At 45.9% G+C, this 13,023-nt stretch carries 17 protein-coding genes; 13 read left to right on the top strand and 4 right to left on the bottom strand.

Annotated features, from left to right (window positions below):
- The first annotated feature begins 526 nt into the window (after positions 1–526).
- The 11 genes from OTG14_RS09235 (at position 527) to OTG14_RS09185 (ending at position 6,606) form a co-directional block, all read left to right on the top strand.
- A complete protein-coding gene (locus OTG14_RS09235) occupies positions 527–958 on the top strand; it encodes an immunity 26/phosphotriesterase HocA family protein (protein ID WP_024907053.1) in 432 nt (143 codons plus the stop codon).
- A 103-nt stretch (positions 959–1,061) separates the two neighbouring features.
- Complete coding sequence (locus OTG14_RS09230) at positions 1,062–1,544, top strand: SMI1/KNR4 family protein (protein WP_023292200.1); 483 nt, start codon at positions 1,062–1,064, stop codon at positions 1,542–1,544.
- 64 nt (positions 1,545–1,608) lie between these two features.
- Positions 1,609–1,929, top strand: a complete 321-nt coding sequence (locus OTG14_RS09225; RefSeq protein WP_071994458.1) for a hypothetical protein — start codon at positions 1,609–1,611, stop codon at positions 1,927–1,929.
- Positions 1,930–2,558: 629 nt separating this feature from the next.
- Positions 2,559–3,041: a competence protein ComJ gene (gene comJ, locus OTG14_RS09220; RefSeq protein ID WP_267214968.1), complete on the top strand. Its 483-nt coding sequence runs from the start codon at positions 2,559–2,561 to the stop codon at positions 3,039–3,041.
- Positions 3,042–3,452: 411 nt separating this feature from the next.
- Positions 3,453–3,857, top strand: a complete 405-nt coding sequence (locus tag OTG14_RS09215) for a hypothetical protein (protein ID WP_024907056.1) — start codon at positions 3,453–3,455, stop codon at positions 3,855–3,857.
- 173 nt (positions 3,858–4,030) lie between these two features.
- A complete protein-coding gene (locus OTG14_RS09210) occupies positions 4,031–4,276 on the top strand; it encodes a hypothetical protein (RefSeq protein WP_024907057.1) in 246 nt (81 codons plus the stop codon).
- A gap of 144 nt (positions 4,277–4,420) precedes the next feature.
- On the top strand, positions 4,421–4,903 hold the full coding sequence (locus OTG14_RS09205; RefSeq protein ID WP_024907058.1) for a hypothetical protein: 483 nt from the start codon (positions 4,421–4,423) through the stop codon (positions 4,901–4,903).
- 26 nt (positions 4,904–4,929) lie between these two features.
- Positions 4,930–5,406: a hypothetical protein gene (locus tag OTG14_RS09200; RefSeq protein WP_061714950.1), complete on the top strand. Its 477-nt coding sequence runs from the start codon at positions 4,930–4,932 to the stop codon at positions 5,404–5,406.
- A 43-nt stretch (positions 5,407–5,449) separates the two neighbouring features.
- Complete coding sequence (locus OTG14_RS09195) at positions 5,450–5,830, top strand: hypothetical protein (protein WP_047958859.1); 381 nt, start codon at positions 5,450–5,452, stop codon at positions 5,828–5,830.
- Between the two features lie 16 nt (positions 5,831–5,846).
- Entirely contained in the window at positions 5,847–6,212 is a 366-nt protein-coding gene (locus tag OTG14_RS09190; RefSeq protein WP_024907060.1) for a hypothetical protein, read from the top strand.
- Between the two features lie 100 nt (positions 6,213–6,312).
- The gene (locus OTG14_RS09185; protein WP_267214967.1) at positions 6,313–6,606 is read left to right on the top strand and encodes a YciI family protein; all 294 of its coding nucleotides are present in this window, start codon (positions 6,313–6,315) and stop codon (positions 6,604–6,606) included.
- A 54-nt stretch (positions 6,607–6,660) separates the two neighbouring features.
- On the opposite strand, the gene ychF is transcribed toward OTG14_RS09185, so the two are convergent.
- Positions 6,661–7,755 (bottom strand): redox-regulated ATPase YchF, encoded by a 1,095-nt coding sequence (gene ychF, locus OTG14_RS09180; RefSeq protein WP_010432886.1) that lies wholly within the window; start codon positions 7,753–7,755, stop codon positions 6,661–6,663.
- Positions 7,756–7,881: 126 nt separating this feature from the next.
- Entirely contained in the window at positions 7,882–8,466 is a 585-nt protein-coding gene (gene pth / locus OTG14_RS09175) for an aminoacyl-tRNA hydrolase (RefSeq protein WP_023336005.1), read from the bottom strand.
- A 274-nt stretch (positions 8,467–8,740) separates the two neighbouring features.
- Here pth and ychH point away from each other — a divergent pair, with 274 nt between their 5' ends.
- A complete protein-coding gene (gene ychH, locus OTG14_RS09170; protein WP_024907062.1) occupies positions 8,741–9,016 on the top strand; it encodes a stress-induced protein YchH in 276 nt (91 codons plus the stop codon).
- 121 nt (positions 9,017–9,137) lie between these two features.
- Complete coding sequence (locus tag OTG14_RS09165; RefSeq protein WP_148769122.1) at positions 9,138–10,196, top strand: MerR family transcriptional regulator; 1,059 nt, start codon at positions 9,138–9,140, stop codon at positions 10,194–10,196.
- Here the strand turns inward: OTG14_RS09165 and dauA are convergent.
- Complete coding sequence (dauA, locus tag OTG14_RS09160) at positions 10,182–11,861, bottom strand: C4-dicarboxylic acid transporter DauA (protein ID WP_267214966.1); 1,680 nt, start codon at positions 11,859–11,861, stop codon at positions 10,182–10,184. The genes OTG14_RS09165 and dauA overlap by 15 nt on opposite strands.
- A 124-nt stretch (positions 11,862–11,985) precedes the next feature.
- Positions 11,986–12,933 (bottom strand): ribose-phosphate diphosphokinase, encoded by a 948-nt coding sequence (prs, locus tag OTG14_RS09155; protein ID WP_003856663.1) that lies wholly within the window; start codon positions 12,931–12,933, stop codon positions 11,986–11,988.
- Between the last annotated feature and the right edge of the window lie 90 nt (positions 12,934–13,023).

Genomic DNA, 13,023 nt, shown 5'->3' with positions numbered 1-13,023 from the left:
CAGAACATTGAAAAATCCTCGTCAAATCGTGAATTTTTTTCAAAACAAATCAAATAGTAAAAAGTAGTTTATCAAATCGCAATTTTTAATGATATAATCTTCCCCTTCCACACCTGCGATCCACCGCTGGTCTCTCTGCCTGGATTACGATTGCCGCAATAACCTGGTGTGGGAAGAGCGGGACGATAACCCTTCACGATGAAAAGAATATTATCTATGGAGGACGTGGGGAAGCTCCAGCTCGTTTGAATAGCCATGCGAATACACCGGGTAAATCACATTTGCAACAGTTGATTATATTTGATAATAATTTGACCAAAGCGGAAATTAAATTCCTGGTACAAAGGATTATGGTTCTTAATGGTGGAGCTAAGTCAGTGATCTCCTTAAAAAATCTCATAAATAAAATCAGATCATTTAGTCCTTATAACCTAAATGCTAGCACATAGGATATTGCGGGTCATAACAGTGATTGGGGTGGAAAAGTATTGAAAGATGCGTTATCAATTCTGAAAGGTAATAGCTTATGAAAGTAAAATACAAAGAGGGTGACATCTTTGTCATTCCGATGAGTAATGGGAAATTTGCGATTTGCCAGATTGTATTTGCTCCAAAAGAAAAGTTTAAGCAAGCAATAGGTTTCTGCATTTTATCAATACAGAATACGGAGGAGCTTGAAGATAACAGTTCACTGAGACCTTTATCTTTTGAAAAGTTTGGCAAAGAGATGAAGGTTGTTTTCACTGGCAATCAGAATATTAGCAAAGGCATTTGGAAAATTATTGGCCACGCTAATCTTACTGAAGAAAAAAAAGAATTAAAAATATTTAATTATGCTGGCGGCTTATATGATGGGGAGGACGAAATCAGGCGTTTATCTGTTGCTGAATATCCAAATTACACAACAATGGGGGTTTCAGGCTTTGAGCTTGTCGACAATGTTCTGATAAATATTTGATCATCAGGGGAGGCGGGCTTCCTAAGCTAATTTTCATACAGCAACAGCTCATAAACACCTTAAATAAATTCGCGATTTTTTTGATCATCTGGCCAAATAATATATGAATCATTTCAGTAACTGTGAAAAAAAGATTGGACGTGCAGATATTGCTAAAAATGAAGAAGAATTATCTATTATTCTTCCTGATGATTTCATTTCACATTATCTGCAATTTAATGGTGGCACTCCTGAGAAAAGTTGGTGGGCCGATGATGAAGATTTTGAACCAGTAGAGGTGGCTGGGTTTAAACCGTTTATTTATAATAGTCAGACAAATGATGACCCTAGATCTTTAATTGATGGTTGCTATGTCAGCATGTTGGATAGGCAAGTGATCCCAAAAAACCTTTTTCCCTTCGCAAATGATTGGGGAGGGAATTTCTTCTGTCTGGATTTAGATAATTACTCAATTGTATACTTTGCTACAGATTCTTTTGATGAGTATTTGACTATGCAAGAGAATCATATAAAACTTCAAAGATATCTGACAAATTCATTTTCCATCTTTGTTAATGGATTGGTAACAGAAGAAGATCTTTCATAAGAAGCCATTGAATGTTAGCAATATATTCACTACAATTAATAAGGGTAAATGTAAATTGAATAAGATGCCAGATAATTCAATTGTTGTTATTGATGTGGCTGGGACTAGTATAAAAATACGTGTTTTGGGAAGTGGTTTAATTAAAAAAATGCAGGCGATAGGTTTTTCATTAAAAGATGAGTTTATGGTTATACCTGTAATTGACGAACAGAATAAACAAAGAATAATAAGACTGTTAGTTGACGAAGGTGCTCTTTTTTTATTTGGACATGGTTGGTATCCATCTGAAGTAATAGAGTATTATAAAGAACAAAACATCAAATTTGGTAAATATAAAATTATTTACTGGAGTAATAGAAATACATACCATATAGAGGAGAGATAATCCCTCATAAAATAAATTCTGAAGAGCACTAATCAACCATTCAGATAATCTTCAAAGTACAGGAAGAAAAAATACTTTTGTTTTACCGGCTGAAGGCGTTTTTTTACTTAAAATTGAAAAAGTCAAAGGAAGTAAATGTTGTCTGTAGCTCCCAGTTCATACCCTGAATACGACCAGGGTCGTGTTCAACAGCTGCATGCTGAAAATAGAGTTATTAATTACGACAAGATTGATATTTTCTCAGAGGAACTATGATAAATTTGCAATCTTATAATGAAGCATTGGATTTTCTGGAATTATTTTTTCAAAAATATATTCTTGATTATAATTGCCTCCAGGATATGCAATCTATTTTAGAGGGTTGTCGAAAAGAAAAAACGGTTTCTATTCGATCTATAGACTCATGCTTTATGGTATATAGACGAAAGACTCAAGATTATAGAGTCATTGCTCATGAGGAACAGGAGATATGGAGGCAGTTGTTCAATATATGGCAATAAATTTTTATAATCAAAACTGGCAAGAGATGACGGATATCAAAGAGCAGTAATTGTGGTGCATGTTGTAATATTGGTAACATTTTTATCAGAGCAGTCAGGTGTAACGAGAATAAAAATCGAGGTAAGGTAATGAACAATAAAAACATACAAATAGTTAATCTACTGATTTCGCATAGTCAAATATTGTTACGATCCCGAGACTATGATGAGAAACTGAGTCAGTGGGGGAAAGGAAATATTTCACAAGGTGCTGTACTTCATAAGGATTATGTCATATTTGATCCATTACCAGATGATGCATTTGGCGCAAACGTGAATATTAAAGTAGAACAATCTTTCAATTTAGATGATAATTCTCAGCGCTGCATCGTTGTGCCATTTTTTGTTACGGAACAACATAAATTACAAGTCGCTTCAGCAACTGAAAAATTTGATTTAAGCTTAGGATTAAATGATAAAACTTATTCACTGTTTTATGAAGTTTGTGAAGGAGATGAAATTTATTATAATTTCACGCTCGTACCGACAAAAGAAACTGTTGCAGCTAAGTTTTTGCTAGACGATCCCTGGGGTGGATTAAAAAATCATCCTCTTAAAGAAGGTGTTTTTTAAATTTAAAGCTAACCAAAGAAGATTAATTTATAAAGAATCAGACGTAAAGAAGGCGATCATTATGTCGCCATCTTTAACGATGCAATTTTTCCCTTCCGCACGCAGGGCTGTTGAGCGCATGCGATGAATTCTACCGTCTCGATCGCTCATTTCCGCGTATTGACGGCGATGATGCACCGGCAGGGTTGCACGACAATCAGTTTCGGTATTTTTTGAACTGGCCGATTACTCTGAGGTACAGAAATGAAGAGAGATGGCAGCGTGGTCGCGTGGATCAGATATAGACACTGCACTTTCAATAGACTCCTTTACAAGGTGACTCGTGGTCGTGGGAGTCTTCTTTTGACGCATGAAGGAACATGAAATCATTCTGAAAGGACTTCTAAGAGGCTACGTTGAGGCGAATTTACCATGATAAATGATGATGACCTTATTGAGTATGCGCGAGAAAAAATTCCGGATGAATATAGTTCTTCTCTAAATAAAAAGAATAATCTTCAATGTGCATCATTTATAAACAATACTCAAGATGAGTTGCGAATAATGAAAGCGCATAAAAATAATACAAAACTTACAGGGTTGAAGGTAGAAGGACTTGATGAATTAATTATTGCTCTTGAAAACTATGATGAAGAAACTGTCTTAGTAATTAATATCCTAACTAAGTCATTTTCCTTTAAAATTTATTCAGATAAAAACAATGCTCTACTGGGTGTTATAATCCTAAAATTAAAAAAGAAAACCAACGAAGAAATTCGATTTGGGCGAGATGTTCTTGGCATTACGACTCCTCCTCCTGACATAGAAAATGATTAGTTTTTATTGCTTAAACTGGTGTACAAACCAACCAGAATCTCCATGCGTAGCGTTCCAGTATCAATTAACGCTTGCATACATGACTCCTTTGTTAAATGGAAACACTGTTTTAGGCGCAACCAAAAGTTGGATGTACTAAAATAAATCGAAATAAGAGCTCAGAGAAGCCTGTCATGAATTACGATTCATATAACGAAGTACTCGATTACCTCATTGTTTTTTTCAACGAAAGAGTGAATTCATCAATTTATTTAGAAAAAATAATGACTTTGATTGAAGGATCTCGCTCTGAAAAAACGGTGATGATAAGAGCTATTTATGAAACATACATGCAGTATGTAAAACAAAATAAAGATGGCATAAAAGTTATCGCTGGGGAAAAAGAAATGTGGATTGACTTATTGCACCATTGGCAATAAGACTTTATTGCTATGTGGATATTATTGTAAATGTTATAACAAATGTGATTTTACACGGAAAATTATCGTCATATAGTTGTTATCATGTTAAGTCGACTATATCATTAAGATCTTGTTAGACAGTCAAAAGTAAAGCAGGGGAACATGATTGAATTCAATTTAAATCCGATTACCGGTGATCTGACGTTTGATGATCTTCCTTTGGGAATTGATACTGAAGAAGGATTTTGTAAGAGTGGATTATACCACGAATTAAACAAGCGAAAAGCTGTAAATAAAACCATGCCGAATCACTACCTTGTTGACTCAGTAGCGTTTTTCGACAAAGAATTTCAAGTTACTATACGCCCGTTGTGCTATGGTTTTCCTTTTATGCTTCATCTTGTTGATAAAAACAGTCAGTATTATAACGCATTAAATGACTGGAATGCGCGAGCTAATATTCACATGCTAAATGAATCAGTGAAAAGCTTATCTGATTGGCTAAAAGAATCACTCAATCTGGACACGCCTGATACCACGGAAACAGACATGATTAGGTGGCGCTTTGAATGGGGGCGGGTTTCTGTCTCATATGAGATAAAATCATTTAATCACGGGATATATTTAACCTGGAATATAATGTAGTCACTTCCAGACAAGGTGGTTTAGATATGTTAGAAATGAATTTTGATGTTAATAGTGGCTTTGTGGCTATTAACAATTACCCCCTCGAGTTAAAGGATGTTGAGACTTTTAAAAACTCCGAATTTTACATGTTATTCTCTCCGTTGAATACAATAGGCTCTTATTATTTCTCTATTGATAATATCGATTGGAAAGATCAAACTTTCATATTAGAACTGAGGCCTTCTGTGTTTTCTTTTTCTCCTTGCATATTCCTTACCAGTAAGAATGGGAATTTTTATAAAACTTTATGGGATTGGGATAAAAGAGCCAATTTGCGTAATTTATCTGAAGAAGAACAGCGCTTGACAGCATGGGTTGATAGTGAAATAACCTCACGCCCTAAACTTAAAATTAGTACGCCTCCATACGGAACTCAGTGGCATCATGAGTGGGGAAGCATTATTGTACAGTCTAATGAGAAAAGCTTCGACTGTGGAATTTATATCGAATGGAATGTTTGACTGAATGACATTATTGATTAATAAAATTAAAAGGTTATAGAAAATGAGAATAACTAATCGACTGAAAAAGAAGGTACTAGTCCTGGATGGCATAGATAATGACTTTTTAGATTCTGGCGCAGAAATAGCATGCCCTGAATGCGAGGGAGTAATAATCTATTCTATCGTAAACTCATATGAATTTGACTCGCTCTCTGAAGAGGTGAAAGACTTTTTTGTTAAGAAAATGAGAGGTGTGAAGTTTGTTAGTGAACATAAGAAGTATATCTACGATGAAAGCCAATTATATGTTTCGAAAAACACTTGTTCAAAGTGTGTAAAGGAATTTTCTACTGTATTAACGTATAAAGAAGTGCAGCCAGCACGATACCGGGTATATCTTGTGGGGCTTTTTGAAGGTGATTTGAAACAGATCAAACTTTAAAAGTTGAGGTTTACCGATGATTGAAAATCTCATTTGTATTAAAGAAAATGACCTGCTTCAGTGGGCGTGTGCTGAACGTAACATACGGGTTAGGATGCCATTTTTAGACTCTGCAATGGTCGACTCAACACGCCAGTTAGTCTTTGCGTTAAGCGAACCAAAGCCATTACCAACTATTTTGACCATCTTCAGTGCTCAGGGCGAAAAACTATTTTGGTCTGCACCTCCTGAAGGCGCTATTTTCTATTACTTAACTTTCAACCAGTCAAAGGAAGTAATTGTGGCCTGTAGCTATGTGGTAAAGCAAAACGGCTGGCATGACTGGTTCTATTCGTGGAATAGGAAGAATAACGCGTTGTCTCGATCGGGCCCTGCATATTAAGATCAAATGTGCCCAAAATGATAACGATACCCGATGGCAACAGAGGAACTGCATAAGCAGTTCCAGCAATCGGCGTAAAAACCTAACTGAGAGGCAAAGGATGAGCACGGTTCACATTGTCATTTTGACCTATATAAAACCACTCGAAGAGATTGACGCAGCGATACCTGCTCATATTGAGTGGCTTAAAAAGGGGTACGCAGAGGGGATTTTCCTGGCGTCCGGTAGACGGATCCCAAGAAACGGTGGGGTCATTCTCGCGAAATGTGAGAGCCTTGCCTCTCTTGAAGAGCGCTTACGCGAGGATCCTTTTCAGAGGTTAAAACTTGCGACTGCCGAAATCATTCCTTTTGAAGCCAGTATGAAGACAGAACTCCTGGAAAATGTGTTTTGACCCCCGCAATAAAAAATCCACGCCAGGGCGTGGATTTTTTTGACTCAAGACGACTCAGACGTTAAACAGGAAGTTCATCACATCGCCATCTTTAACGATGTAATCTTTCCCTTCTGCACGCATCTTGCCAGCTTCTTTCGCGCCTTGCTCACCCTTGTAGGTGATGAAGTCTTCAAATGCGATGGTCTGCGCACGAATAAAGCCTTTCTCGAAGTCGGTGTGGATCTTACCAGCAGCCTGAGGCGCAGTCGCACCCACAGGAATCGTCCACGCACGCACTTCCTTCACGCCAGCGGTGAAGTAGGTCTGCAGGTTCAGCAGCTCATAGCCCGCGCGGATCACACGGTTCAGGCCCGGCTCTTCCAGACCCAGCTCGGCCATGAACTCTTCACGGTCGGCATCGTCCAGCTCGGCGATATCAGATTCAACGGCCGCGCACACGGCAACAACCACAGAACCTTCCGCCGCAGCGATTTCACGCACTTTGTCCAGATACGGGTTGTTCTCGAAACCGTCTTCGTTAACGTTGGCGATGTACATGGTTGGCTTCAGGGTCAGGAAGCTCAGGTATTTGATCGCAGCCTTGTCTTCTTCAGTCAGGTTTTTCAGCGCGCGCAGCATGCCCGCGTTTTCCAGCTGTGGCAGACATTTTTCCAGCGCAGCCAGTTCCGCTTTCGCATCCTTGTCGCCGCCTTTGGCTTTCTTCTGCACGCGGTGAATCGCGCGTTCGCAGGTGTCGAGGTCAGAGAGCGCCAGCTCGGTGTTGATGACGTCGATGTCGTCAGCCGGATCCACTTTGTTGTTAACGTGGATGATGTTGTCGTTCTCGAAGCAGCGCACAACGTGGCCGATCGCTTCGGTTTCACGAATGTTGGTCAGGAACTGGTTACCCAGACCTTCGCCTTTGGATGCGCCTTTTACCAGGCCCGCGATGTCCACGAATTCCATGGTGGTTGGCAGAATGCGCTGCGGCTTCACGATTTCCGCGAGCTGGTCCAGACGCGGGTCCGGCATTGGCACCACGCCAGTGTTAGGTTCGATGGTACAGAACGGGAAGTTCGCCGCTTCGATACCCGCTTTGGTAAGCGCGTTAAACAGGGTGGATTTGCCCACGTTTGGCAGACCGACGATACCGCATTTGAATCCCATTTCTAAATCACCTTAATATCTTGATAATCAATCCGTTAACGATAACCGATTGATGAAAAGTAAATAACTACGCCTATTATACACGTAACCCGCATGACGCGCGGTAAAAAAGCCGGATCGGGCAGATTATTGCGCTTTGAAAGCGTGTAAGCGGTTTGTCGCTTTGGTTAACCCGTCTTTTAGCCAGATTTCGGTGCAGCGCGCCGCTTCGTCTACCGCTTCGTCAATCAGTTTCTGCTCAGAAACCGGGGGCTTACCAAGTACGAAACCGACAACTTTGTTTTTATCGCCCGGATGGCCGATTCCGACGCGCAAACGGTGGAAATTCGGGTTATTGCCCAGCTTGCTGATGATGTCTTTAAGACCGTTGTGGCCGCCGTGCCCGCCGCCCAGTTTGAATTTTGCTACGCCAGGCGGGAGATCCAGCTCATCGTGAGCCACCAGAATTTCATCCGGGTTGATGCGATAAAACGTTGCCATTGCCGCCACGGCTTTACCGCTCAGGTTCATAAAGGTGGTAGGCACCAGTAAACGAACATCCGCGCCAGCAAGGTTGATACGTGAGGTATATCCGAAGAATTTAGGTTCTTCACGCAGGGGAGCACGTAACCGCTCGGCCAGCAGATCGACATACCATGCCCCGGCATTGTGGCGGGTAGCCGCATATTCTGCGCCCGGGTTGGCGAGGCCGACAATCAGTTTAATCGTCACGATTCAATTCCTAATGGGTTCCAGATCTGGCGCGTAGTTTACTGTCTGGCGCGCCGCTTGACAAAATTCTGCGATCGTCGAAGCGAAATACGAATAATTTCTGATTTGAACAATTAGAATTTCAAGCTGTTCAAAGTGTTATTTGTAAACTTTTGTTTGGGAGTTATCTGTAATTGTGATCATTCACGCAACTCATAAAAGGGGCGTTGTCTATACTTTACACACAAGGATTAGGGGCTTTTCCCCTGACAACCCAAAGTTCCGGAGGTGACACATGAAACGCAAAAACGCTTCGTTACTCGGTAACGTGCTGATGGGGTTGGGGCTGTTCGTGATGGTAGCCGGCGTGGGTTATTCAATTTTAAACCAGCTGCCGCAGCTTGATCTCCCGCAATACTTTGCGCATGGCGCGATATTGAGCATCTTCATTGGTGCAGTGTTGTGGCTGGCGGGAGCACGCGTGAGTGGCCATGAGGAAGTGTGTGACAAATACTGGTGGGTGCGCCACTACGATAAACGCTGTCGTCGCGATCAGCATAAGCACAGCTAGTGCTATGATAAAGAACACCGAAACGGCTCCTGAGGGAGTCGTTTTTTTTTGCATCAAGGGTTGACCCTCACGTAACGTAAGGCTCCAGAGTGATGCCACTGGCAAAGAAAAAGGAGCAGTTATGTTGATTCAGGTGGGTGAGCTGGCGAAACGTGCCGGGATCACCGTGCGGACATTGCACCACTATGAGCAAACAGGGTTGTTGCTGCCTTCTGCCAGAAGCGCGGCAGGTTATCGGCTTTACAACCTGGCGGATGTCCAGCGTCTGCACATGATTCAGGCGCTGGCAAAAGCGGGGCTGGAACTTGCTGAAATCAGGGATTTCCTGGAACAGGAGTCGCTGTCGTTAACCGAGTTACTCGATGCGCAAATCACGCTGCTGGATAAACAGCTGCGCAGCATACATACGCTGCGCGACCGGCTGGTGGAGCTGCGGACCGGGCTTCTTGACGATGCGACGCCGGATCTGGAATCCTGGCTACAGACTCTGGAGTTAATGAATATGTACGATCGCTGGTTTAGCAAAGAAGAGTTACAGCAGCTCCCGTTTGCGGTGCAGAAGGATGCGCTGGCGGCTATCTGGTCAGGGCTGGTTGCAGAGGCAAACACGCTGTTGAAACAGCACATACCCGTTACGGACCCGCGGGCCATGGACCTGGCGACGCGCTGGATGGAACGCCTGGAGCAGGATACGGCGGGCAAGCCGGAATTTCTCACCCGGCTGAATGAAATGCATAGCGTTGAACCGCAGATGCAGGTGCAGACCGGTATCACGCCGGAGATGACGGATTACATCACGCGCGCGTTTGCGGAATCAAAGCTCAACATATGGGAGAAGTATCTCACTGCCGAAGAGATGGCCTTTACCCGGGCACACTACTTTGACCGCATGATGGAGTGGCCGCCGCTGGTGGCAAAACTACATCAGGCGCAGCGGGAAAATATCGACCCCGCCTCTGACGATGCGCAAAAGCTGGCTGAAAACTGGCTGACATTGTTCCAGTCTTACGCGGGCACCAGCCCGGAGACTCAGCAAAAGTTTCGCACGGCCATGCAGCAGGAGCCGCATCTGATGAAGGGAACCTGGATGACGCCTGCCGTGCTTGCTTGGCTCCAGCAGGCGATCGGGGTGATGATGCAAAGACGTTTCTCTGCATCAGGTGGCTCACAGATCCGCTAATGCGGCTTCACGGTTAGGATAAAAGGCAAGGCGGCCAGGGATCGGCTGCACGCCCGCCCGCGCCATGGTGCGCAGGGGCTGAAACTCCAGGTTACTCACCCGCAGTTCACAGCCTTCCGGCAGACGTGCAACAAAGCGCTGGAAGGCATCCAGGCCGCCTGCATCCAGCACCGGTACGGCATCCCACTTCAGCACCACAATCCGTTTACCCGCGATGCGGGACTCCAGATCGCTGAACAGACCTTCCGCCGCGGCGAAGAACAGCGGGCCAATCACGCGCAGAACCAGCACATCATCAGGCACCTCTACGTTGACCGGGGAGAGGCGCGTCATTTGCGCAATGCGGCGCATAAACAGCAGAGAAGCCAGCACGATCCCGACGCTGATGGCGATAACCATATCGAACAGCACGGTCAGCGACATGCAGATCAGCATCACGATGATGTCGTCTTTCGGCGCGCGACGCAGAAGGTTCACCACCTTATGCGCCTCACTCATGTTCCAGGCCACCATCAGCAGCAGGGCGGCCATGGCGGAAAGCGGTAGCCAGGAGAGCAGCGGGGCGAGGATCAGCAGGGCGAGGATCACCAGCACGGAGTGGATAACCGCCGAAACGGGTGAGGTTGCCCCCGCGCGCACGTTTGCAGCTGAACGGGCGATGGCTGCCGTTGCGGTAATACCGCCGAAGAACGGCGCGACAAGGTTGCCTAATCCCTGGCCGACCAGCTCGCTGTTAGCTTTGTGCTTGGTGCCGGTCATCCCGTCCAGAACGACGGCGCAGAGCAGGGATTCAATCGCCCCCAGCATTGCCATAGAGAACGCTGCGGGAAGCAGGGCGCGCAGGGAATCCCAGCTTAGGGTAAAGCTGGAGCCGGACATATCCCACGGCAGCACCAGCTGCGGCAACAGCTGTGGAATGCCGCTACCCTGCGAGCCGTCCGCCAGAACATAGTGGAACTGCGAGCCGATAGTCGCGACGTGACCACCGAACATATTGACGATAGCCATCACCGCGCAGCCCAGCAGCAGCGCGGGCAGGTGGCCCGGCAGACGGATCCCCAGACGGGGCCAGACGATCAGCGTACCCAGCGTCACAATCCCGATGGCGGCGTCGCCCAGGTTGGCGCTCGGCAGCGCCATAAACAGCGCGCCTACTTTTTGCAGGTAGTGTTCCGGTACGTGGGGCATCTGCAGGCCGAGGAAATCCTTAATCTGCATGGTTCCGATGGTGATACCAATCCCCGAGGTGAACCCTAGCGTCACGGAAAGGGGGATGTACTCGATCAGCCGCCCAAAGCGGGCCAGGCCAAACAGAATTAAAAAGACCCCGGACATCAGGGTGGCGACTAGCAGGCCTGCCAGACCAAACTGCTGCGAAACGGGGTAGAGGATCACCACAAAGGCGGCGGTCGGGCCGGAGACGCTAAAGCGAGAGCCGCCCGTCAGGGCAATGACTATCCCGGCAACGGCCGAGGTGTACAGACCGTACTGCGGCGCAACGCCGCTGCCAATCGCCAGCGCCATCGCCAGCGGGATGGCAATAATGCCTACGGTGATCCCGGCAATCAGGTCACGCACAAAGCGTGACGAGGTGTACTTCTCTTTCCAGCAGGCGTCGATGAGGGCGCGAAAGGGCAGAACATGTGAGGAGGCTACGTTTTTCACAATTATCTATCATCCGTATGCGCATCATCTGTCATATCAATGGCAGGTGAAGGAGGCATTAATCATACAAATAAAACCCAGAGACAAAAAAACCCGCCGCAGCGGGTTTTTCGGCCGTGTTCGATTAGTGTTCGAACATTGCTGAGATAGATTCTTCGTTGCTGATACGACGAATCGCTTCGGCCAGCATCCCGGACAGGGTCAGGGTACGCACGTTTGGCAGTGCCTTGATCTCGTCGCTCAGTGGGATGGTATCGCATACCACAACTTCGTCAATAACGGAGTTGCGCAGGTTGTTTACGGCATTGCCGGAGAAGATCGGGTGGGTGGCGTAGGCGAATACGCGCTTAGCACCACGCTCTTTCAGCGCTTCAGCCGCTTTACACAGCGTACCGCCGGTATCGATCATGTCGTCGACCAGCACGCAGTCGCGGCCAGCCACGTCACCGATGATGTGCATCACCTGAGAAACGTTAGCGCGCGGACGACGTTTGTCGATGATCGCCATGTCGGTATCGTTCAGCAGCTTAGCGATAGCACGGGCACGTACCACGCCGCCGATGTCCGGAGAAACCACGATTGGGTTATCCAGGTTCAGCTGCAGCATGTCTTCCAGCAGAATTGGGCTGCCGAATACGTTATCAACCGGGACGTCGAAGAAGCCCTGGATCTGCTCTGCGTGCAGGTCAACGGTCAGTACGCGGTCAACGCCGACGCTGGACAGGAAGTCAGCGACAACTTTAGCGGTAATTGGCACACGCGCGGAACGGACGCGACGGTCCTGGCGGGCATAACCGAAGTAAGGGATTACAGCAGTGATACGGCCTGCGGAAGCGCGACGCAGGGCGTCGACCATAACAACCAGTTCCATCAGGTTGTCGTTCGTTGGAGCACAGGTGGACTGGATGATGAAAATATCACCACCGCGTACATTTTCGTTAATTTGTACGCTGACTTCGCCGTCGCTAAAGCGACCTACGGCGGCGTCGCCGAGGGAAGTGTACAGGCGGTTGGCAATACGTTGTGCTAGTTCCGGGGTGGCGTTACCAGCAAAAAGCTTCATATCAGGCACGAGAAGAACCTCAGGCATGCGTCCAGTGGTGGATAGCGTTCGCCGCAAACTGTGCGGGCCAGGCGAAGGCTATCCAGGCGGTGTATTAAA

It is taken from the genome of Enterobacter pseudoroggenkampii (assembly GCF_026420145.1).
In the GTDB taxonomy this organism is placed as follows: domain Bacteria; phylum Pseudomonadota; class Gammaproteobacteria; order Enterobacterales; family Enterobacteriaceae; genus Enterobacter; species Enterobacter pseudoroggenkampii.
Note: the sequence above shows the minus strand (reverse complement) of the source record. Positions and strands in the feature narration are given on the sequence as shown.